Source organism: Rhodococcus sp. YL-1 (assembly GCF_001942025.1).
GTDB classification, from domain to species: domain Bacteria; phylum Actinomycetota; class Actinomycetes; order Mycobacteriales; family Mycobacteriaceae; genus Rhodococcus_F; species Rhodococcus_F qingshengii.
Genome location: NZ_CP017299.1, coordinates 4,771,865 through 4,794,058, shown reverse-complemented (window position 1 = coordinate 4,794,058; position 22,194 = coordinate 4,771,865). Strand labels below are relative to the sequence as shown.

Annotated in this window: 22 protein-coding genes; 13 read left to right on the top strand and 9 right to left on the bottom strand. The window is 63.0% G+C overall.

Going from position 1 to position 22,194, the window contains the following annotated elements:
• Positions 1-29 precede the first annotated feature (29 nt).
• Positions 30-656: a helix-turn-helix domain-containing protein gene (locus BH682_RS22105; protein ID WP_083954710.1), complete on the top strand. Its 627-nt coding sequence runs from the start codon at positions 30-32 to the stop codon at positions 654-656.
• A gap of 56 nt (positions 657-712) precedes the next feature.
• The gene (locus BH682_RS22100; protein WP_042451126.1) at positions 713-1,171 is read left to right on the top strand and encodes a GNAT family N-acetyltransferase; all 459 of its coding nucleotides are present in this window, start codon (positions 713-715) and stop codon (positions 1,169-1,171) included.
• 12 nt (positions 1,172-1,183) lie between these two features.
• On the opposite strand, the gene BH682_RS22095 is transcribed toward BH682_RS22100, so the two are convergent.
• The 6 genes from BH682_RS22095 to BH682_RS22070 are packed head-to-tail and all read right to left on the bottom strand — an operon-like array spanning position 1,184 to position 6,816.
• Complete coding sequence (locus BH682_RS22095) at positions 1,184-1,720, bottom strand: AAA family ATPase (protein ID WP_075834114.1); 537 nt, start codon at positions 1,718-1,720, stop codon at positions 1,184-1,186.
• Between the two features lie 53 nt (positions 1,721-1,773).
• Entirely contained in the window at positions 1,774-2,568 is a 795-nt protein-coding gene (locus BH682_RS22090; RefSeq protein WP_075834112.1) for an MHYT domain-containing protein, read from the bottom strand.
• 40 nt (positions 2,569-2,608) lie between these two features.
• Entirely contained in the window at positions 2,609-3,196 is a 588-nt protein-coding gene (locus tag BH682_RS22085) for a GTP-binding protein (RefSeq protein WP_003940118.1), read from the bottom strand.
• A complete protein-coding gene (locus BH682_RS22080) occupies positions 3,177-3,551 on the bottom strand; it encodes a DUF742 domain-containing protein (RefSeq protein WP_007727785.1) in 375 nt (124 codons plus the stop codon). Before BH682_RS22080 ends, BH682_RS22085 begins: the two co-directional genes overlap by 20 nt.
• A 5-nt stretch (positions 3,552-3,556) precedes the next feature.
• Entirely contained in the window at positions 3,557-3,973 is a 417-nt protein-coding gene (locus tag BH682_RS22075) for a roadblock/LC7 domain-containing protein (RefSeq protein WP_003940329.1), read from the bottom strand.
• A complete protein-coding gene (locus tag BH682_RS22070) occupies positions 3,970-6,816 on the bottom strand; it encodes an ATP-binding protein (protein WP_223304419.1) in 2,847 nt (948 codons plus the stop codon). The genes BH682_RS22075 and BH682_RS22070 overlap by 4 nt, the downstream gene beginning before the upstream one ends.
• Positions 6,817-7,194: 378 nt before the next feature.
• On the opposite strand from BH682_RS22070, the gene BH682_RS22065 reads away from it, so the two are divergent.
• Positions 7,195-7,704, top strand: coding sequence for a DUF6630 family protein (locus BH682_RS22065; RefSeq protein ID WP_030534948.1), 510 nt, complete (start codon positions 7,195-7,197; stop codon positions 7,702-7,704).
• 4 nt (positions 7,705-7,708) lie between these two features.
• Here the strand turns inward: BH682_RS22065 and BH682_RS22060 are convergent, their stop codons facing one another.
• Positions 7,709-9,151 (bottom strand): phospholipase D-like domain-containing protein, encoded by a 1,443-nt coding sequence (locus BH682_RS22060; protein WP_075834108.1) that lies wholly within the window; start codon positions 9,149-9,151, stop codon positions 7,709-7,711.
• Positions 9,148-10,251, bottom strand: coding sequence for an NAD(P)-binding domain-containing protein (locus BH682_RS22055; protein WP_046379033.1), 1,104 nt, complete (start codon positions 10,249-10,251; stop codon positions 9,148-9,150). The genes BH682_RS22060 and BH682_RS22055 overlap by 4 nt, the downstream gene beginning before the upstream one ends.
• A gap of 112 nt (positions 10,252-10,363) precedes the next feature.
• Between BH682_RS22055 and BH682_RS22050 the strand changes: the two genes are divergently transcribed.
• The 3 genes from BH682_RS22050 to BH682_RS22040 all read left to right on the top strand — a co-directional run bounded on the left by BH682_RS22050 (position 10,364) and on the right by BH682_RS22040 (position 14,854).
• On the top strand, positions 10,364-11,095 hold the full coding sequence (locus BH682_RS22050) for an enoyl-CoA hydratase (RefSeq protein WP_003940192.1): 732 nt from the start codon (positions 10,364-10,366) through the stop codon (positions 11,093-11,095).
• A gap of 62 nt (positions 11,096-11,157) precedes the next feature.
• Positions 11,158-12,273 (top strand): MBL fold metallo-hydrolase, encoded by a 1,116-nt coding sequence (locus BH682_RS22045; protein WP_007727770.1) that lies wholly within the window; start codon positions 11,158-11,160, stop codon positions 12,271-12,273.
• A 76-nt stretch (positions 12,274-12,349) separates the two neighbouring features.
• Entirely contained in the window at positions 12,350-14,854 is a 2,505-nt protein-coding gene (locus tag BH682_RS22040; RefSeq protein ID WP_003940410.1) for a cation-translocating P-type ATPase, read from the top strand.
• Between the two features lie 6 nt (positions 14,855-14,860).
• Here the strand turns inward: BH682_RS22040 and BH682_RS22035 are convergent, their stop codons facing one another.
• Positions 14,861-16,003 (bottom strand): GGDEF domain-containing protein, encoded by a 1,143-nt coding sequence (locus tag BH682_RS22035; protein ID WP_075834106.1) that lies wholly within the window; start codon positions 16,001-16,003, stop codon positions 14,861-14,863.
• Positions 16,004-16,183: 180 nt separating this feature from the next.
• Here BH682_RS22035 and BH682_RS22030 point away from each other — a divergent pair, with 180 nt between their 5' ends.
• The 7 genes from BH682_RS22030 (at position 16,184) to BH682_RS22000 (ending at position 22,192) form a co-directional block, all read left to right on the top strand.
• Positions 16,184-16,375: an antitoxin gene (locus BH682_RS22030; protein WP_003940164.1), complete on the top strand. Its 192-nt coding sequence runs from the start codon at positions 16,184-16,186 to the stop codon at positions 16,373-16,375.
• A 121-nt stretch (positions 16,376-16,496) separates the two neighbouring features.
• Positions 16,497-18,143 (top strand): Na+/H+ antiporter, encoded by a 1,647-nt coding sequence (locus BH682_RS22025; RefSeq protein WP_003939739.1) that lies wholly within the window; start codon positions 16,497-16,499, stop codon positions 18,141-18,143.
• Positions 18,144-18,158: 15 nt separating this feature from the next.
• On the top strand, positions 18,159-19,376 hold the full coding sequence (locus BH682_RS22020) for a lipase family protein (protein ID WP_075834104.1): 1,218 nt from the start codon (positions 18,159-18,161) through the stop codon (positions 19,374-19,376).
• Positions 19,377-19,380: 4 nt separating this feature from the next.
• Positions 19,381-19,767: an MmcQ/YjbR family DNA-binding protein gene (locus tag BH682_RS22015; protein ID WP_075834102.1), complete on the top strand. Its 387-nt coding sequence runs from the start codon at positions 19,381-19,383 to the stop codon at positions 19,765-19,767.
• Positions 19,764-20,981 (top strand): sensor histidine kinase, encoded by a 1,218-nt coding sequence (locus tag BH682_RS22010; RefSeq protein ID WP_030534943.1) that lies wholly within the window; start codon positions 19,764-19,766, stop codon positions 20,979-20,981. The genes BH682_RS22015 and BH682_RS22010 overlap by 4 nt, the downstream gene beginning before the upstream one ends.
• Before the next feature lie 51 nt (positions 20,982-21,032).
• Positions 21,033-21,824: a LytR/AlgR family response regulator transcription factor gene (locus tag BH682_RS22005; protein WP_003939723.1), complete on the top strand. Its 792-nt coding sequence runs from the start codon at positions 21,033-21,035 to the stop codon at positions 21,822-21,824.
• A complete protein-coding gene (locus BH682_RS22000; protein WP_003939880.1) occupies positions 21,821-22,192 on the top strand; it encodes a membrane protein in 372 nt (123 codons plus the stop codon). Before BH682_RS22005 ends, BH682_RS22000 begins: the two co-directional genes overlap by 4 nt.
• The last annotated feature ends 2 nt before the right edge of the window (positions 22,193-22,194 follow it).

The window sequence follows — 22,194 nt, the reverse complement described above, 5'->3', positions numbered from 1 at the left end:
TGCTCGCGGAGGGGGTTCTTCAGCAACTAATGTTGCCATTTCTGGGAATCGCCGTCACACTCGGCACCATGAATGTCAACGGTCCGCACATCGATGCCGCCATCTCGCAGATCGGCGCGCGCCTCAAACGCATTCGTACACAGAGGAACGTCACACTCACAGCGCTGTCCGAGTCCACCGGTATTTCGAAGAGCACCCTGTCGAGGCTCGAAGCGGGGGAGCGTCGCCCGAGCTTGGAGTTGCTGCTTCCGATCGCGCTTGCCCACCAAGTGCCGTTGGACCAACTGGTGGCGGCACCGCAGGTCGCCGATCCACGCATCCAGAGTGCGCCTCGAAGCGTCAGTGGGCGAACGGTATTGCCGCTGACTCGGCAACCGGGTGGGTTGCAGGCATTCAAGATGACCATCCCGGCAAGCCAGACGGAACCGGATCCCCAAGTGCACGACGGCTACGAATGGCTGTACGTGTTGTCGGGGAGGTTGCGGTTGGTGTTGGCCGATCACGACATCGTGATGGGTACGGGTGAAGCTGCTGAATTCGACACCCGAAACCCGCATTGGTTCGGCAGTGACGGGCGCGGCCCGGTCGAGGTACTGAGTCTGTTCGGCCCCCAAGGAGAACGCATCCACGTTCGGGCCAAGCCTTCGGCGAAGTGAAGGACAGTCATACTTTCATTCGGTACTGCCGGAAGCGAAGAGGACAGTGAGGATCTGTGCGAATCGAAATTGACGACCTGAGTCGGGATGCGGTCCGTGCTCTACTCACCGAACATCTCGCCGACATGCACGCGACCTCGCCCGCGGACAGCGTTCACGCGCTGGACGTCACGGGGCTGATGGATAGCTCTGTGACCATGTGGACGCTGTGGAGCGAAGGTGACGAGTTACTCGGTTGCGTCGCACTCAAGGAACGGTCGTCGGCGGGCGGCGAGATCAAGTCGATGCGAACGTCATCGGCAGCAAGGGGGCGTGGCGTGGGAACGCGACTTCTTCAACACGTCGTGGACGAGTCGAGACAACGAGGTTACCGGCAACTCGAATTGGAGACCGGTACGCAAGAGTTCTTCGATCCAGCTCGCCGGTTGTACGCGAAATTCGGGTTCGTGCCTTGTCCACCGTTCGGGAACTACCGCGAAGACCCGAACAGCGCATTCTTCGTTCTCACCTTGTGAGCAGCTCGCACGCTACAGCATCTTGGCTGTGATGCGTCGTACTGCACTGTCGGAGTCCATGATTGCGGTGTCGAGCACCAGCCGTTCCGTAGTCCACGGCTCGTAGTCTCGATCCAGAATTTCCTGCCACGTCGGTAGTACGAGATCCGGGATGTCGACGACTCGCCGTTCAGCGCGTCTGCGATGCTCGTCGGGATCCGAACAGATGACCTCGACACCGAGCAGGCGCGCCGAATTATGTTGTGCGGTAGCGGACCAGGCGTTACGTGTCGCCTCGACGGGGTTGACGCATTCGACCACGACCGAAAGTCCCAGTCGCAATTGTTCGGCGGCGAGCGCGTACCCGGTGATGTATCCGGCGGTCCCGGACCCGTCAGCGATACCGCTGCGTATCAGCGCCTGTTCGATGGTATCGATCCGCATGAAGGGGATTTGGTGACGCTGCGCAAGCGCCCGCGCGATCGTCGACTTGCCGGTGGCCGGCAAACCACCGATCACGACCAGCGTTGCGCGAGTCGATGGCTGGGGGTTGTGTCCGGCATCCACCATCCCCGAAATGTACGGGGCGTTGTCGATTTACGTGAACTCGCCCCGTACTCTGCTCAGTTCAAGATCGCGAACTCTCGTGCTTCGAACGCCAGATCGTCGGCGGCGGATTCCATTCGTGCCGTCGCACGGTTGGGTGCTGTCAGCACTGCGACAATCGGAACTGCCAACGCCAGCAGGCCGAGAACGAAGACAGGGAAGAGGAATGAGAACACTTCGAGTCCCTGCGGCGCCGGGGCTGCCGCGTCGTGAACAACCTCGACAGCGGCCATTCCGGTGTAGTGCATACCGACGACGGCGATGCCCATGATGATTCCGGCGACGAAACGCAGAATCGTGGACTCGAGCACCATGGTGAACCACAGTGCAGCGGTTCCGGCGACGACTGCGATGAGAACCGACAGTGCAACGAAGAGCAGGTCGTAGTGGATCTCGCCCTGAAAGCGCAAGGCGCGCATACCCGTGTAATGCATGATGTTCACGGCGAGACCGGTTACCACGCCCCCGATCAGAAGCCGCGTCCAGCGAAATTCGGTCCCGATGATCAGCAGGCCGACAAACACGGCACCTACTGAGATGATCGCGGAGATCACGGTCCATCCGAGGTTGTATCGAATGGGACTGCCGGGGACCGCGAAGCCGAGCATGGCGATGAAATGCATGAGCCAGATGGCGACGCCACCGATCGACAAGGCAGCCATGGCGAGCCATCGCATGCGTGTGGCGGTTGTCGTCGCCGACGCTGAATGCCTGGTGCACGCCAGGCCGACTACCGACCCGACCACGGACACGACGTAGGCGAGTCCGAGCAGCCAGATTCCCATCGAGAAATGGTGCATTTCATCCGACATGCCAGTTCCTTTCGGCGACGATTCGCATCTGGTGATTCATCTAGACGACTGCTTCAGCTGCAAGTCGTTCGAGGGAGTATTCGGTGACGGCGATCAGCGCGCGTTTGGCTGATTCGCGGTTTCGGGCGTCGATCTCGATCATGGGAACCCGGTTGGGTAGAGCCAACGCCTGGCGGAGATCGCTCGCCGAATGGATTGGCGCGCCGTCGAAACGGTTGACCGCCACGATGAACGGGAGGCCTCGCGCCTCGAAGAAGTCGACTGCGGCGAAGCTGTCTTCCAGGCGACGCGTGTCGACCAGAATGACCGCACCGATCGCACCGGTGATCAGGTCGTCCCACATGAACCAGAAGCGGCGCTGTCCCGGGGTTCCGAACAGATAGAGGACCAGGTCGTCGGCGAGAGTGATGCGCCCGAAGTCCATCGCGACCGTCGTGGTGCTCTTGTCGGGAGTGGATCCGAGATTGTCGATACCGTCGCTGGCGTCGGTGACCATGGCCTCCGTGCGAAGGGGGACGATTTCGGAGACGGTCCCCACAAGTGTTGTCTTGCCAACACCGAAACCCCCGGCGATCACGATTTTTGTCGATTTCACGCGAGACGATGAGTCAGAGTGCCCGAAGTCCACTGAGGGTCCTTTCGATCAGTTCGCGTCGCTCGACTCGAGATGCGTCGCTTCGCAGAGTGGCATGTATTTCCAGTGATCCGGCTACTACGAGGTCGGCGACCAGTACCCGCACGACTCCGATCGGAACACCCAGGTGGGCAGCGATCTCGGCAACCGAGATCCGCTGCTCGCAGAGTGCGACGATCGATGCACGAATATCCTGCGGTGCAAGATTGTTCGAGACCGCGTCTTCGATCGTCGCGATGATCGCTTCGAGTGGGAGGTCGATGGACGGCAGGGTCCGACCTTCGGTGAGCGCGTACGGCCGGACCAAGCTCGGTTCGGCGTCGTCGTACTCGGATTGATGGTGAGGCATCGAACTCAAATACCCTGCGATGTTCTCGGGGCAATGTCCATGGTGGTGCCGACGCGATCGACGAGAGTCGCCATTTCGTAACCGATCTGGCCGATGTCGCATCCGGCGACAGCGAGAGCGGCAAGGTAAGCGCCACTACCGACGCCCATGAGAAGCAGGTAGCCGTTCTCCATCTCGACGACGGACTGCATGACGGCTCCACCGTCGAAGAGGCGTGACGCCCCCGCGGACAGGCTGGCGAGTCCGGAAGTGACAGCGGCTAATTGATCGGCCCGATCGAGCGGAAGATGTGTGCTCGAGGCCGTCAACAACCCGTCGGCTGAGACGATGATCGCGTGACTCACACCCGGCACGTCTCGGGCAAAAGCCGATACCAGCCAGTCGAGTGCGCGGGGAGTCTCTTGGGCTCCGACAGTGTTCACTGTTCTCCTTCATCGTTGTGCAACATCGTGGACGATTCGAAAGACTGTCCGCCATCGGGCTGATGGTCGGCAGCGCGCCGACGCCCTCGTTGTACTCCGGATTGGTAACTGCTCCAACCACGTTGGACGTCCGCCGGATTGGATGCATGGCGCTGTGTCGTTCCACCTCTCCCGACGGCGCCGGGAACCAGGCGGGCTCCGCGGTCTCGAATGGGAAGTCCGGAATCGGCGATCTTGGTGACCGGCATCTCGAACGAGGTCCGAGCGGCCAGCCAGCCTTGATCCGCGTCGGTGGTCCACGCACTGCCGGTGGAAGCGGCTGAAGTCTCCGCCGTCGGGTCCACGAGCCACTCGGACACCATCCGGGCGAAAATCGGCATCGTGGTCGGGGCAGCGAGTACGCCGTTCGAGTTGCCCTCTCCCGCGCCGTCAGCGCGCGCCGATGCGCGAGCAGAGAGCCCGTCACGGGTGCGCGAGGAGAAGAACGCCGCAGTATTTGTCGGCGTCGGGGCTGAGAGCCGGTGCCGTGGCGGCGGGGTTGTCGACGGGTGTGGACCCACCGGGATCTCGGGACCCTGTGCCGGCGAGGTGAATTCCGGCGAAGGAGTACGCACGGGAAGGGACGTCGATGCGCTTGTGCCTTCGGGATCGGGCAGAGGAGCGAAGGACGACACCGAGGTGGCGGGTGCAGCAGTGGTCGGAGTCGAGGTACTGACCGCCGGTACTCCACTTGTGCCCGGAGTGCGACGTGGCAACCCCGAAGGCGCTGTTGTCGTGGGAATGGATTGCGGTGTGATCGGGGCGAACGTCTCAGTCCGGTCGGTGCTGTTGCTGGGCGTTCGACGCGGGAGATCTGCGAAACTTCTGGTCGCAGGCTGCGGGGGTGCCAATTCGGTCGGGACGGGCTTTGACCAGGACGGTTCAGACGGTGCGGGCGGCGGAGTCCGATCGAGCGTGGGCACGGGTCCGGTTCGCGGCGTGCGGATCTCGGGTCTCCGAGAAGAATCGAGTATCGACGTCGGTAGGAGCACCGTTGCGGTGATGCCGCTGTGCGTCGACGACGTTGCCGTCGGGCGCAGGCGCACAGAGATGTTGTAGCGACGACTGATTCGGCTCACGACGAACAAACCCATGCGACGCGCTGTATCCGCGCTCATCTCGCCGCCGGCGGCGAGGCGCTCGTTGGCATCGAGGATATCGGCAGGCGACATGCCGATACCGAGATCTGCGATCTCGACGATCATGGAGCCGTCGATGGTGCGGGCAGCGTTGATGGAGACGGTGGTCTCCGGTGGGGAGTACCGCAGAGAATTGTCGAGCAGTTCAGCGATGAGGTGAACGACGTCCGGGGCAGCATGACCGGTGACGACTCCGGGCGGTATCTGCCCGAGTTCGACGCGTCGATATTCCTCGACGCCTGATACCGCCGCACGAAGGATATCGCCGAGAGCGACGGGGGCGGTTCTGGCGCGGCGTACATCGGTTCCGGCGAGAACCAACAAGTTGTCGCCGTTTCTACGCATTCTCGCGGCGATGTGGTCGAGCCGGAACAGATTCTCGAGGCGACGAGGGTCGTCTTCGTCCTGCTCCAACTGTTCGATCAAACCGAGTTGCTGGTCGACGAGGGACTTGTTACGCCTCGACAGCGTTTCGAACATGTCGTTGACCTGGCGCCGCAGGGTGGCCTGCTCGCCGGCCAGCGTGATGGCCTGACCGTGCATGTCGTCCACCGCGCGTGCAAGCTCGCCGATTTCCTCGTGGGTGCGGATCGGGACACGGGCGAAGTCGACGTCGTCGATACTGGCACCTGCGCGAATTCGTTCGATCGCGTCGGGGAGTCCGCGTCGTGCTGCTTGCAATGCGGCAAATCGCAGCCGACGGATCGGATCGATGAGCGATCGGCTGATGACGAGGGCGATGGCCAGTGCCAGCAGGACCGCGCCGAGCACGATTGCAGTGTCACGAAGTGCTGCGGTTCGTGCTGCATTGGATTCAGCGGTGACGGTATCGCCGAACTCGGTGACGGTGGTGTCGGTCAGGCTGTTGTACTGGTCGTTTCCGGATTTCAGATCGGTACCGACGCGGCTCCCCAGAGGAGAGGTCGACGGGGTTGATCCGAGTGCGTTGATCCGGTTCTGAGCAGAGTTGCTGAGGGTCCGGACGGTGTCGTTGCTCCCGTCGATGGCGAGAAGGTTGTTCAGAGCGACCAGTTCGGCACCGGCGGCACTGACCATCGAGGTACGAGCCTGCTGGTCCGGATCACCTGACCCGAAGAGGATTCGTTGTTCGGCCAGTGCTCGTCGCGCATCCCAGAGTGCTGAGAGTCGGCCACCCTCTTCGCGCAGCGCCGGACGCTGAGAATGCTCGACGACGCTGGTGAAGGTGCTCGAGAGTGCGCGAGAGACTTCGCCGACCCGCGAAACCAAGCGTGCGGGAGCCACCGCGCCGGCGGCGACCTCCTCCGTGATGGAACGGCTCTCTGCGAGCGCCGAAGTCACTTGGTCGTTGAGGTCGTCGTCGGACTGGAACGCGCGCGCGGCGTCGACCAGTTGATCCATTGCGTCCGAAACCGCTTGTGTGGCGGGGCCGGTGTCAGTGCGTGCCGATGCGGCTTCGGCGAGCTCGTACAGCGCGGATTCGAGATTGATCGCGGCGGGCACAGCGAGGGCGCGCTCGGACGAGGAACTCAGCTGTGCGGCTTCTTCGAGTTCCGTCTGAACGCGAAGGGCTCCGAGGACGACGGCGACGATCATCGGCAATGCGAGAACGGCGATGACCTTCCATCCCAGGCGCCATTCGCCGATCGACCACCAAGAGGTTGTCGTGTGTGAATCGTGTTTCATGCGGAACATGGCCCCTTCACGTCAACCCCCCGTGGGTCATTGCCCGAACCCCTTCGATCCGGTTTGACCAGAAGGGGTAGTTAGCTGAACGGTAACAGACTGTTCGCTGGCTCGCTACATCCCAGTTGGCTTCTTGGATCGCCGATGACTATATCCGGATTGTAAGGCCAGGTGAAAGGGTAAACGGACAAGTGCGGCGAATGGGATAGCCGGGAAGTCCAATTTGGTAGCTCGGTGAGCGGTGCTGCCCGGGAATTCGTGGAACTCACGGCAAGCATCTGGCTCGTGTCCCGACATCGAGGACACGTCCGAACGAGGCGCACACGCATGTCAGAATGTGGAAACCGCACCGATGACCGAATTGAACTTGGAGCCATAGTGAGTGGAACTGCTCGCGACGCGTTGCGCGCGATCGCCGAACTGCTCGCCCCTGACAGCGCTGTTGTCATCGATCGTGTGACTCTCGCGATCGACCAACCGGAACGGTATGTCGAAGTGCAGAACGAGTTGTACTCACAGACGCTCGAGAAGCCACACCCGGAAATGGCGTGGTTTGCTCTCGTCGACGCATTGCACGAACAAGAACGCCTGGTCTGGGTGGACTGGAACGAGGATGCTGCCGAGGTTCTGGGTCAGCTGCGAGTGCTCACGTCGGCGCCGGCGGGATCGTGGGAGTGGGCGGACAGTCTTGTCGTGGCCTTCGATCGAGCTGCTGGACTCGAATCGCTTCTCGCCCGTATCGGCGACAACATCACCGATACGGGCGTTTCACTTGCCTGGCTCGACAGCGACAGCGATACGTTTCTCCTCGCGCTCGTCCCGAGTGTTCACGGTGCAACGCTCGTCGAACTCGCGCTGGCAACCGGGCACTGCGTGCGCGTGTTCTAGAGTCTCAGCGTTTGCCGAGCAGGCGGCGCAATCCTTCGATTCGATCGCTCAGTCTGGGCGGCGTGCGCTCGGGATCCATCAGTGCATTTTCAGCGAGCACGTGGTCTTCGCCGTCGACTCTGTTCCGGTCGAATTCGCGCAGACTGCGAGCGTCGGAGGTCGAGAGAGCGCGAACCGTCGACAACAGTGACTGCTCACCCGACGCGTCGTCGACTTCTTCCTCGGTGACGTCGAGGTGCTCGCTGAGTAGCCGGCGCCTCAATCCGATGATCGAGGCGCGCAACTCGACATCTGCGTCGTCGTCGGATTCGACGGCGATGTCGCACTCGGTGTCGAAGCCCATCGAACGGTTGTTGAGATTCGACGACCCGATTCGCAGGAGGCGATCGTCCATCACGAGAACCTTGGCATGTACGTAAATGGGTGCGCCAGAAGAGGTCACGGGATAAAACGCACCGAAACGGTCGTGGATGTCAGCGGACCACAGCAGATGTAGCAGGTCGTGGCGCGCCCCGTCCATCGCCTTTTGTTCCAGCCAACCGTCGGCGTTGCGCGGAATGACCAGAACGATCTCCGGTCCGTCGTCCTCACGCAGGCGCGCGGCAATCGCCTCGGCCAGCGTGCGTGAGGCGAGGTACTGGCTTTCGATGTACAGCGTGTGTTCGGCGCCGGCGATGGCGGCGAGATACAGCGCCTCGATCTCACGAACCTCCGCGCGCTCGCCGAGTTCCGGCAATGTTCTGGCGACGGCTACGTCGACCACCCGCAAGGTGGGAGCCAAATTGACGGGCCACGGAGTCGCAGTGCTCTTGACCGGTGTCAGATCCTCGCCGGTTGCGGATTTCCAGCGTGCCCGCGCCAATTCGCCGATGGCCGCAGCCGCATTGCCGTCGACCGCCGTGGTTGCGTCATGCCAAGGGCCGTAACGCCTTCCGCTCGGCGTGATTCGATAATCGTTTCGGTCGACGTGATCCGAGGTGTCCCAGCGGTCCACAGTCATGTCGATGCCGCCGCAGAACGCCAGAGCGTCGTCGATGACGATGATTTTCTGATGGTGCGCCGCACCAACCGGGTGGGCGCCGTCGATCTCGAACCGTAGGCGCTCGTCGGTCAGCCAGTTGGACACGAAGACGGGAGTCATGCCGCGGCCGATTGCGGTGAACGCGCCGATGTTCCATTTGAGTACGAGGATTTCGAGGTCGGGTTTCTCGCGGACGAGCCAGCGGAGGAACATTCCCAACCGGTTGGGGCCGTCGAGAGTCTGCTTGCCTGGTTCGAGTTTGATGCGCGTGTCGAAGTCCCAGCCGATCAACATGATTCGCTTTTCAGCTTGCAGCATTGCGGACTTCGCATGATGAAAGTAGTCAGCGGCGTCGACGATGCAGGCAAGATTGTCCGCCGGTTCGATGCGCCAGCAGGTTTCGCCCGGAACAAGGATTCTGTTCATTCGCCGATTCCCAGGTACGCGGTCAGTTCGCGCGCTGCCGCTTGGCCGGCGCGGTTGGCTCCGATCGTCGACGACGACGGTCCGTATCCCACCAGGTGCACGCGAGGGTCGGCTTCGACCTGCGTGGCGAGGCGCCCGGTCATCGGGATTCCGCCACCCGGTCCGCGCAGGTGCAACGGCGCCAGGTGATCGAGTGAGCTACGAAAACCGGTGCACCACAAGATGACATCGGCGTCGACGACGGTACCGTCGGCCCACTTCACGCCGTTCGGAAGAATTTCGGAGAACATCGGCAGTCGATTCATCACACCACGCTCTCGCGCTGCCTGGATGGCAGGCGTTACCGGGAGGCCGGTCACCGAGACAACGGATCCCGGTGGCAGGCCGCGTCGTACACGATCTTCGACCATGGCAACCGCAGCGCGGCCGATGTCCGGCGTGAACGGCTCGTCGCGGAACTCGGGTTCGCGCCGCGTCACCCAGGTAGTGGTCGTGACGCGTGAGATCTCGTCGAGCAGTTGGACGGCCGAGATCCCGCCGCCGACCACGACGACATGTTTGCCTTCGAACTCGGCAGCGGTTCGATAGTCCTTCGTGTGCAGTTGTCGGCCACGGAACGACTCGGCCCCGCGATAGTGGGGGATGAAGGGCCGCTCCCAGGTCCCCGTCGCGTTGATCAAGCCTCGCGCCGCGAATACTCCCTGGTCGGTCTCGATCCGCAGGCGCTCTTCCCTCGGACACACCACTCGCGTGTGTACCGGGCGGTGGACGGGAAGTTCGAATTGCTTTTCGTACAGTTCGAAGTAGTGGGGGACCGCCACCGATGCAGGCACCTGTTCGGCGTCTGTACCGGTGGTTTCCGCGAAGGACATTCCCGGGAGGTCATGGACGCCGTTGACGGTGCTCAGTGTCAGGCTCGGCCAACGGAACTGCCACGCCCCGCCCGGCCCCGACGCATGATCGAGCACCACGAACCCCGATTCGGGCTCGATTCCGAACTTGCGCAGGTAGTAGGCGGCGGAGAGTCCGGCCTGTCCGGCGCCGATCACCACCACGTCAACCGGGTGTGGTTGCTGTGCGGCAAGGTCGTCTGTACTCATCGGTAATCTAACCTCCTGATGTACAGAACTTAGCTGCAGAGAAGTATGCGGACGGTATCGGCGCCTCGGAACATCCCTGTGTCGAGCCTTCCAGAAACGAAAGTGAGCGGACATGATCGGGTTCTCCCGTGACGGCAACGTCGTGACCATCGAGTTGCAGCGTCACGAGCGTCGTAATGCGCTCAGCGCGGAACTCTGCATCGCAATACGGGACGCGATGAACGCGGCGGTAGCCGAGCACGCGCACGTCGTCGTCATCACCGGTGAGGGATCGGCGTTCTGTGCAGGCGCGGACCTCTCCGGCGACGTCTACATGGAGGGCTTCACCGATCGCCTGTTCGAGATGCTTCGCTCTATCGACACGGCGCCCATCCCCGTCATCGCTGCCGTCAACGGTCCGGCTATAGGCGCGGGCACGCAACTGGCCATCGCGTCGGATCTTCGCGTCGTGGCGCCGAGCGCTCGCTTCGGAATCCCGGCCGCCACCCTCGGTGTCTCGGTGGACAAGTGGACGATGCGTCGGCTCGCGTCGCTGGTCGGCGGCGGTCCCGCGCGCACCATTTTGCTCGGCATCGAACAGATCGGCGCCGAAGAAGCCTTCACTCGCGGCCTCGCCAACAAAATCGGAACCCTCGACGACGCTCAGGAATGGGCACACCGCATCGCGAATCTCGCACCGCTGTCGTTGCGGCACATGAAGATGGTTCTCAACGACGACGGCACCATGGAGGAGCAGTCTCCCGAGCAGCTCGACGCGCTTCACGCCGCCTGGCTCAGCGAGGACGTCCAGGAAGCCCGCGCTGCCCGCATCGAGAACCGCCCTCCCGTATTCAAGGGTAAGTAAAGCTGGTTGCAGGGAAAACAGGCGCCGGGCACGCAGGGCAGATAGTGGCTACGCTCGTCTGAATGAAGAAGACGACGGTTCTCGGAGTTGCTGCTGTTGCCGCGGCGACGGGGTGGGTGGCGCGAGCCGCATGGGGCATCCCGACGCAGATCGGGGCCTCGCGAAACACGGTGCAACCGTATGCGGCGATGTCCCCGCGATACCGGGACCGCCAGTTCCACAACTCGGAGCCCAGCAGCACACTGGTTCCGGGCACCGATGTCGGAATGTTCAAGTCGATGGCCACGCGAGGGTCGACGGGTCGGCCGCGTCGGCCGATTCCGTTGGCCACTCCGCTGGCACCGGCGGCAGCCGGCGACGCGGCGGTGACGTGGTACGGCCATTCGAGCGTTCTCGTCGAGGTCGACGGCTACCGCGTTCTCGCCGATCCGGTGTGGAGTGAACGCGTATCACCCTCGGCCACAGTAGGTCCCGCGCGCATGCACCCCACTCCGGTGGCTTTGACCGAACTGCCTGCAGTGGATGCGATAGTCATCTCTCACGATCACTACGACCATCTCGACATGGCTACGGTCAAGACCCTGACTCGTACACAGACCGCTCCGTTCGTCGTGCCGATCGGTATCGGGGCTCACCTGCGGCACTGGAAGGTGCCCGAGAACCGGATCGTGGAATTGGACTGGGACGAGTCGACAAAAATCGACGACCTGGTCCTCACGTGCACGGAGGCTCGTCACTTCTCCGGTCGTGGCCTCGTCCGGAACACGACGCAGTGGGCGTCGTGGGTATTCGCCGGGCCGAAGCACCGGGTCTTCTTCGGTGGTGACAGCGGATACACATCGCGTTTCGAACAGCTGGGTGAAACCTATGGGCCTTTCGATCTGACGCTTCTCCCCGTCGGTGCGTACGACGTGCGCTGGCCGGACATCCACATGAATCCGGAAGAGGCAGTGCAGACGCACATCGACCTCAACAAGGGCGACGGGTCGCGCGGTGTCTTCGTCCCGATTCACTGGGCGACGTTCAACCTCGCGTTTCACTCGTGGTCGGAGCCGATCATTCGCCTCGACGAGTCGGCTGCAGATGCGGGCACAACAGTGTCGGTCCCGATGCCGGGCGGCAGGATCGACGCGTTGTCACCGACACCGCCGTCGAAGTGGTGGATACCGCTGGGCTGAGCGGCGAAGTGTCGCGGACGTGGTTGCCTGTCGAGTCGCACCCTGATTAGTTGCTCCGGGTGCGTAATCTTTGACCATGGCTCACGAGCACACCAGTTCAGAAGAGACAGCAGTGGCGGTAGCGCCTGAGCGATTGCCGGACGACGTCGACGTCGCCCGCGGTCTGACCGCCGATCAGGTTGCGGCCCGGATCGCGTCGGGACAAACCAACGATGTACCGGACCGGGCGTCCCGCTCGGTCAAGGACATCATTCGCGGCAACGTCTTCACTCGCATCAACGCGATCCTGACCGTGTTGTTGGTGATCGTGCTCGCGACGGGTTCGATCATCGACGGTATGTTCGGACTGCTGATCATCGCGAACAGCGGTATCGGCATCATCCAGGAGATCCGCGCCAAGCGCACGCTCGACGCTCTGGCCATCGTGAGTCAGGCCAAGCCCATGGTCAGGCGTGACGGCGTCGCCGTGGCGATGGCGCCCAAAGATGTTGTGCTCGACGACATTATCGAACTCGGATCCGGTGACCAGATAGTCGTCGACGGTGAGGTGGTCAGTTCGGCTGCACTCGAGGTCGACGAATCGCTGCTCACCGGTGAGGCCGATCCGGTTCACAAGGCGAGTGGCCAGCAAGTGTTGTCGGGCAGTTTTGTTGCCGCGGGCAGCGGTGCATACCGCGCCACCAAGGTCGGCGGCGATGCATACGCGGCCAAGCTGGCCGAAGAGGCGAGCAAGTTCACCCTCGTGCATTCCGAACTGCGTAGCGGCATCGACAAGATCCTGAAGTTCATCACCTACCTGATGATTCCGGCGGGTGCGCTGATCATCTTCAATCAGCTCTTCACGATCGGCCTGCCGATCCGACCGGCACTCAACGGCATGGTGGCAGCTCTGGTTCCGATGGTTCCCGAAGGCCTTGTGCTCATGACGTCCATTGCATTTGCGGTCGGTGTGATCCGGTTGGGCAAGCGCCAGTGCCTCGTTCAGGAGTTGCCGGCGATCGAGGGTCTGGCTCGTGTCGACGTGGTGTGCGCGGACAAGACCGGAACGCTGACCGAGAACGGTATGCGGCTGTCCGAGGTCGACGTCGCACCGGGTGGATCGGGGGAGACTGCGGTCAAGTCCGCGTTGAGCGCGATGGCCGCGTCCGACCCTCGCCCCAACGCGAGTGTCCTGGCGATTCGCGAGTCTCTCTCCGACGACTCCGGGTGGGGCGAAGCGACAGCGGTGGCGCCGTTCTCCTCGGCGAAGAAGTGGAGCGGCCAGTCGTACGGCAGTCACGGCAACTGGGTACTCGGTGCCCCGGACGTGCTGCTCGATCCCGACTCGGAAATGGCCCGCAAGGCCGAGGAAGTGGGTTCGAGCGGACTTCGTGTCCTCATGCTCGGCAGCAGCGACCTCCCCGTCGACGACGCCGACGCACCGGGCACCGTCACCCCCGAAGCTCTGGTCGTGCTCGAGCAGAAAGTGCGCCCGGACGCCCAGGAGACGTTGGAGTACTTCGCCAGCCAGAAGGTCGCGGTCAAGGTCATTTCCGGCGACAACGCGGTTTCCGTCGGCGCCGTTGCCGGATCCCTCGGACTCGAAGGCGGCGACCGTCCCATCGACGCGCGAGAGCTGCCCAGCGATCAGGAAAAGCTGGCGGACACTCTCGACGGAGCAACGACGTTCGGTCGAGTGCGACCGGATCAGAAGCGGGAAATGGTCGCGGCCTTGCAGTCTCGCGGACATACCGTCGCGATGACCGGTGACGGCGTCAACGACGTGCTCGCACTCAAGGACGCCGACATCGGAGTCTCGATGGGGTCGGGCAGCCCGGCTACCCGAGCCGTGGCCCAGATCGTGCTGCTGGACAACAAGTTCGCGACGCTCCCGTACGTCGTCGCGGAAGGCCGCCGAGTGATCGGCAACATCGAGCGTGTGTCGAATCTGTTCCTGACCAAGACCGTCTACTCGGTGGTGCTTGCGTTCCTGATCGGCATCACCGGCGTCCTGTCCCAGGTCTTCGACTTCGAACCGCTGCCGTACCCGTTCCTGCCCCGCCACGTCACGATCGCAGCGTGGTTCACGATCGGTATCCCGGCCTTCATCTTGTCTCTGGCACCCAACAACGAGCGCGCGCGAACCGGTTTCGTCTCGCGCGTGATGCGTCTGGCGTTGCCGTCGGGCCTGATCATCGGCATCACCACGTTCATCTCCTACGTATTGGCTTACCAAGGCCCGGACCAGACGGAAACCCAGAAGATCCAGGCCGGAACCAGTGCGCTCATCACGTTGATCATGATCGCCGTGTGGGTTCTGGCCGTCGTGGCTCGGCCGTACGTCTGGTGGAAGCTCGTTCTGATCGGCGGGTCGGTGGCCGGATACCTCATCCTGTTCGCGCTGCCGTTCACCCGTGAGTTCTTCAAACTGGATCCGAGCAACGTCGCTGCGACGACGCTCGCGATCACCCTCGGCGCGATCGGCGTTGTACTCGTGGAACTCTCGTGGTGGATCAGCGCACGCCTGCACGGGGAGAAACGAAAGATGTTCGCGACACCCGACGACCTGCCCGGCGAGCATCACCATGCCCACAGTGAGTGAGTAGTTTCAGCGCCTGAACATCTGCACCCAGGCAATGCGATCGCCGCCGCGCTTCTTGGCTCGGTACATCGCATTGTCTGCGTGCTCGATCAGTTCGTTGACAGCTCGATCCGGTAAGTCCGTCTCGGGACTCAGATAGACGCTGACGCCGGTACTGGCGGACACAGGATAGGGATCGGAGTCGGACGAGACCGCCGAATGTATCTCGGTGGCGACCTGCTCGATGTCTCCTCGATCGACTCCGCGCAGGACGACGAACTCGTCTCCACCGATTCGAGCCACCACCGCATCGGGGCCGGCGGCAGCGATGAGGCGGTCGGCGACAGCGGTCAACGCGTCGTCGCCCGCGACGTGCCCGTGCGTGTCGTTGAGGTTTTTGAACGAGTCGACGTCGATGAGTAGTGCGATCAGAGCCTGCGTTCGATCACTGCGCAGCAGATGCTGTGCCTCGTCCTGGAGTCCGCGGCGATTGAGTGTCGCGGTGAGGTAGTCCCGGTGGGCGTTGCGTGCGTCGTCGGTCAGGCGCAGCCAGACGATCTGCAGAATCCATGCGGTGGAGAAAACCACACCGGCAACCATCAGATAGAGATTCACGACCACCCAGGCGTCGTTGACCGGCTCGGACATCGCCATGGCAGCGAGCGTCGTGCAGACAGCAAGAGCCCAACCGATGTGGCTGATGGCAACGCGAGGGCTGTGAACTATCGCCGCATAGAAGCCGATCATGATGAACAGGATGCAGCCGATGGTTCCGACGAAAGCGGTGCGTACGGCGAAGAAGAGAGTGACGGCGAGCCACAGGTCGGCCCAGACGACAAAGGCCACGGATTGTCGCCAAGTTGGCCACGATTCGTTACGCGCCCAGCGGTAGCCCGCATAGGCGCCACTGATAGTTCCGAGGGCGAAGATCGACCGCGCCAGGGCGGTGTCGGAACCGAAGCGGCTCAACTGCATGGTCGCCGCGATCAGGGCGAAGAGAAAACACCACACCGCGACTAATTTGCGTCCGGGAACGGTCAGCCCGCGAGTGTCGAGGAATCGGGGGAGCCAGGTGTAATCGGTGCGATCCGACCACCACCGGGACAGCAGTTCACGCGTGGGGTAGGGGTCGCTCCCCGTCCCGCGCAGTCCTGCATTCAAACCGGGCACCTGTCGATGTCGATGGGTGGTCAATCAGCTATTGGTGGGTTAACGCTACCTCGAGTTGCGCACGGCTCGAACGCACGGACCTGCTTTCTGGCGCAGAGGCCGTCGACCTGTGAGAATCGAAGGGCGCGGAGGAACGATTCCGCCGAAGGATGTGCGTCAGCACCGGGAGAGGACACGGACATGGGTTTCTTGGACAACGTCAAGGGATTGGTCGAAAAGGGCCAGGAGCTCGCAGCGGAGAACTCCGACAAGGTTCACGACGCTATCGACAAGGTCGCCGACATCGCCGACGACAAAACCGGCAACAAGTACGGCGATCAGATCGACAAGGCAGCTGAGGCCGCCAAGAAGGCTGTTCCCGAAAAGCAGTAATACCGGATTCGGCATACCGTTTTTCGGTAGCACCGTTGCTCAGGGGCCCGTCACCGAAAAGGTTGCGGGCTTCTGTGCGTCCGCTAGGTGAACTCCCAGGGTCGGCGGGCAGAATGAACGCGTGAACTTCACCTGGATTCTGCTGGTCGTCATTGCCGCCATCGCAGTCACCGGGCTGTCCAATCGACGAAACCTGCAGGCTCCGCTGGTTTTGGTGACGGTAGGTTCGGTCGCATCCTTCATACCCGGTATGCCGCGGCCGGAACTCGATCCCCACGTCATTCTCGGTGTGGTCCTGCCGCCGCTTCTCTACTCGGCCGCTCTGAAATTCTCGGTGGCGACCTTCAAACGCAACTTGGCCCCGATCTTGCGCCTCGGCGTCGGAATGGTGTTGGTGACGGCGTTCGTGGTTGCCTTCTTCGCCGAATGGATGGTGCCCGAGTTCACGATCGGCGCCGCCCTGGTGCTCGGGGCCGTGATCGCGCCGACCGACGCCGTCAGCGCGGTGGCGGTCGGTCAGAAGCTCGGGCTCCCGAAACGGGTGATCGCCATCCTGACGGGCGAGGGGCTCGTCAACGACGCCACCGCGCTCACGCTCTTCACCGTCGCCGTCGCAGCAGTGACCGGAACGCGAATTGCCACCGATTCGCCCCTGTTGTTCTTCGCGTACGAAGTGATCGGCGGCGTTGTCGTCGGCTTGGTGCTCGCGTTTGTCGTCAAGTTCGTTCGTGCCCGCATGTACGACTCTCCACTGGAAACCGGCTTGGGGTTGGTGCTTCCGTTCGCTGCCTACCTGGCCGCCGAAGAACTACACGCGTCCGGTGTTCTGGCCGTTGTGGTCGCTGGTCTGGTGATCGGGCACTATTCGACGGACGCGTCGATCATGACGCGATTGCAGGAGCGCTCGGTGTGGTCGAGCCTGGACACCCTTCTCGAGATGTTCGTCTTCGCGTACATGGGGCTCCAGCTGAGCTTCGTGATCGACGATGTTGTCGCCGACGGACTTCCGGTGCTTCACGTGTTCGCGTACGGTCTCGCAGTCCTGGCCGTTGTCATCGTGATTCGGCCGGTGTGGCTGTTCCTGAGCTACTCGCGTGTGCGATTCGGTGTAACCCTGCGCCGTGATCGCGAGAATCAACTGACGTGGAAACAGAATCTGGTGGTCTCGTGGGCGGGAATGCGCGGCGTCGTCACTCTTGCTGCGGCCGGCGGTATCCCGTTTGCACTCTCGTCCGGCGAGCCGTTCCCCGGACGCGGCGTCATCCAGGCGATCGCGTTCATCGTCGCGGTCGGGACATTGCTCATCCAGGGATCTACCTTGCCGTTCATGATCCGTCGCCTCGACGTCGCGGATCCTTACGAGCAGTTGCGCACGCAGGAACAGATGGAGTTGGCCCGCAACATTTCTCGCAAGGCGGGAGAGAAGGCGTTGGCAGACGCGGCCGCGCACCCTCCGCCGGGGATCGACGGGAAGGAACTGCAGGCGATCGTCGAACGCGTACGACGCTCGATGCAGGCGAGGCTTCAACTCCAGGAGGTCGACGAGGACGCCGATCGCGAGGCCGCCTTGTGGAATGCGGGAGCTCTGTTCGACAAGTTCAGGCATCAGTCACTGCGCTCGCAACGAGTTGCGCTGATCGCCGCACGTGACGACGGAGATCTCGACGACGAGGTATTGCGTACCGTATTGGAAGGACTCGACATCGAAGAGGCCGCAGCAGAGGAACGTGTCAGGCGTCGCCGAGCAGGTAGCGGTGCAGGCAAATAGAGGGGAACACTGCGTATGACTGTTCGGAGTTCGCGGGTTCGCGCAGTCTGGGGAGTCGTGGTGGCGAGCGCACTTCTCGTGAGCGTCGGCTGCGGATCGGATGCCTCGCCGGATGTCTCCGTCACCGACACCTCGACCACGACAACCCCGTCGGTCGAGAGCAGTGCGCAACGTGGCGTCGTGTTCGACAGTGAACCCTTCACCAGCACAGCCGAAGTGGCGGCGTCCGGAGCAAGCGCGGTGAAAATCCTGTACGGCTCCACCTCCGGTATCGACGGCCGAGAGACTCAGGTGTCGGGAACGGTGTTCACGCCGCCTGGAACTCCGCCGGAGGGCGGTTGGCCGATCGTCTCCATCGGCCATGGCACGACGGGTATTTCGGACGACTGCGCGCCGTCGGCCTCGCCGACCCTGTTCGGCACGATCGGCCTGGTCGCGCCGTTCCTCGACTCGGGATACGTGGTCGCTGTCTCCGACTTCGAGGGCCTCGGCACTCCGGACCCGCATCCTTACCTGCAACCGGACACCGCGGCGTTCAACGTCATCGACGCGGTTCGAGCGGCGCGCAACGTCGTTCCGGACACCGCGACTCGTTGGGCAACTCTGGGGCTGTCCCAAGGCGGGCAGGCATCCTGGGCAGCAGCCGAGGAAGCCGACACCTACGGCGACGGACTCGAATTCGTCGGTGCAGCAAACCTGTCCCCGGCAGCGGACATCTCGCCGATCATCTCGAGTGATTCCGAGGTGAATCTGTCACTGCCTCAGCAACTGCTGCTGCCCTATGTACTCGAAGGGCTGTCCCTCACCCATCCGGACCTCGAACGAACCGACTACGTGCGCGGAGCATTCGAGCAGAACTACGACCTGCTCACCTCGTGCCTGACCTCTCGGGCGACGGAGAAGTTGGGTCTGGTCGGAAAGGTGACGCCCGCCGACACGCGGCCGGCTACCGCCGAGGATGCGGACCGAATTCACGCGTGGCTCAGCGACGTTGCTCTTCCCAGTCAACGCGCGAGCGGTCCGATTTACGTAGTCGTCGGTACCAATGACAACCTGATCCGTCCGGAATGGACCGAGGCGGCAGTCGAACGCGCCTGCGCCGACGGTGACGTCATCGAATTCCAGGCGCGACCGGGTGAAGGTCATGCGGACGGCGCCGCTGTGCCGGGAGCTGTCGCGTGGGTGAAGGATCGATTTGCAGGTGTTCCGGCACCGAATACCTGCGGGTCGTGAATCGATGACGCCGTTGGAGCGAATCCGCGCTCTTGCACTGGCATTGCCGGAGGCGACCGAGCGGGTCAGCCACGGTGAAGCGTCGTGGTTCGTGCGCAAGGCGCCGCAGTTCGTCACCATGGCAGATCACCACCACGACGATCGCGTCGCGATCTGGGCCGCGGCCCCACCTGGGGCGCAGGCAGATTGGGTCAGTCGTGACCCGTCGAGGTTCTTCGTCCCTCCGTACGTGGGTGGCCGGGGATGGATCGGCGTGTACCTCGACGTTCCGAGTGCCGACGAGACCGAGGACGAGAAATTCTGGAACGACGTAGCCGACGTCGTCGAAGATGCGTACCGCACGGTGGCTCCGAAAACACTGATACGGACACTGGACGAGGACTCGCCTTGAGTCCGGCCGTGGTCGCGCTTCTCAGCGTGCTGATTCTCGCAGTGGCCGGGGCGCTGACGGCTGTGTGGATGCGCACCAGACGTGAGGTGACCACCCCCACCGAACGTGCAGTCCATGCCGCTCTCCACACGGCTTCGCTTGCCGCGCGGCCACTTCGGCGTGGACTCGACGAGAATTCGGCCGCCGAGGCGGCGCCTCACCTACGCGAGCTGACCGGCGGCTCCGGTCTGGGCCTGGCAGACGCGTCGGGAAACCTGTTGGCGTGGGACGGCCGTCACGAAGCGTTGTCCGAACAATTCCATGACGCCGCCATTCGTGCGATCGAAGGCGAACGCCGGGTACTCGTCACGCACTCGGACCTGGTGCGCGGACCGAGCGATCACCATGTGCGAGCGCTGATCGCTCAGCCCCTGCTGATCGAGGACATCGGCGTGGTCGGCGTACTGGGAATCGTCACCAGCGAGGACCCGTGGCCGGGAATGCTCGGAGCGGTCACCGAGGTGGCACGATATGCCTGCAGTCAGATCGAACTCGCCGACCTCGACGCGTCCAGAGCCCTGTTGGATCGAGCCGAAGTGCGTGCCCTGCGCGCACAGATCAGTCCTCATTTCATCTACAACGCGCTCAACACGGTCGCATCGTTTGTTCGAACCGATCCGGCGCGGGCCAGAGAACTGATCCTCGAGTTCGCGGACTTCACGCGGTACTCGTTCCGATCTGCGGGTGAGTTCACCCTGCTTGCCGACGAGCTGCGCAACATCGATCGTTACCTGACCCTCGAACGCGCGCGATTCGGGGAGGCTCTGAACGTCCGCCTTCAGATAGCACCCGAAGTGCTCAACGTGGTTCTTCCTTTCCTGGCCCTCCAGCCGCTGGTCGAGAACGCGGTTCGTCACGGCATTTCGAGTAAGCCGGAGGGCGGGACCGTGAGCATCGTGGCTGCGGACGAGGGACCGGACTGCATCATCAGCGTCGAGGACGACGGTGTGGGGATGGACCCCGAACTACTGCGCTCCGGTTCGCTCGACGCCATCGAGTCGGGATCGGGGCGACCCAGCGCACGAGAAGCTGCTCACGTCGGTTTGGCCAACGTCGACGACAGACTTCGTGCCGCGTTCGGCAACGACTACGGACTCGTGGTGGAGACAGCGCCGGGTGCCGGTACGAAGGTCAGCATGCGTGTTCCCAAGTTCAAGCAGGGTATTCACGTCTGATTCTCGCCTTCGATGATCAGGCTGAAACCGTCGTGGGAACATGGACCTGTTGTGAACGAGACTGACACTGATGCCCAGCTGACCGTCCTTGCCGTCGACGACGAGAAACCAGCCCTCGACGAGCTGGCCTTCTTGCTGCGCGCCGAGGACTCGGTGGCGCACGTTCACACGGCATCGGATGCGACGACAGCGTTGCGGATACTGCGCGGTGGAAGCATCGACGCGGTGTTTCTCGACATCAACATGCCCGGACTCGACGGTCTCGAACTGGCCGGCATCCTCTCCAATTTCGCGACGCCACCGCCCGTGGTGTTCGTGACAGCGCACGACGATCGAGCGGTTGACGCATTCGATCTCGGCGCCGTCGACTACCTACTCAAACCGCTCCGGGAGGAGCGTCTCGCTCAGGCCGTTCAGCGGATCGTGGGGCTGGCCGGGCGCACCAAGAGTGAGAGCAAACCCGAAGCTGCGCCCACGGACGAGGTGATCCCGGTGGAACTGGGCGGTGTCACGACGCTCGTTCAGCGTTCCTCGGTGGAGTGGGTGGAAGCCGACGGGGACTACGCGCGTTTGCACACCGCTGGAAAGTCGCACCTGGTGCGCATCCCGATCTCGACGCTCGAATCACGCTGGGCCGACGCGGGCTTCTTGCGTGTGCACCGCTCCTACCTGGTGTCGCTGGCGCTGGTCACCGGCATCCGAACAGTAGGCAGTGGATTGGTGGTCTGTCTGCGCCCGCACGGCGACAAGCCTCCCGTCGAGCTTCCGGTCAGTCGCAGACACACCCGTGAACTCAAGGATCGACTGGTTCGTGCGCCCAAGCAGAGTTGGTTGTCGCGGTGACGTCGCAGTCCGATCCTCCGCAGCGTGAGCGCGTTGTGTTGGCGCAACGTAGTGGCGCACGGATCGTGCGAACACGGGTGGAGGTGCAGGAACAGACCGAAGTCGGTGACGCCATGATCCGCGGTCTCGTTCGCGCGCAGTTGGGACTGGCGATTCGCCTTGCCGTCGTCGCAGCCGGGCTCCTGTGTGCGGTGCCGCTGCTGACGCATCTCTTCCCGACGCTGTCGGAGGTCGCGGTCCTTGGCATCCGGTTGCCGTGGCTCGTAATGGGCGGCGCCGTGTATCCCTTGCTGTTGACGACCGGTTGGGTGTTCGTGCGTCGTGCGGAGCGAAACGAGCAGGACTTCAACGACATCGTGGACGACTGAGC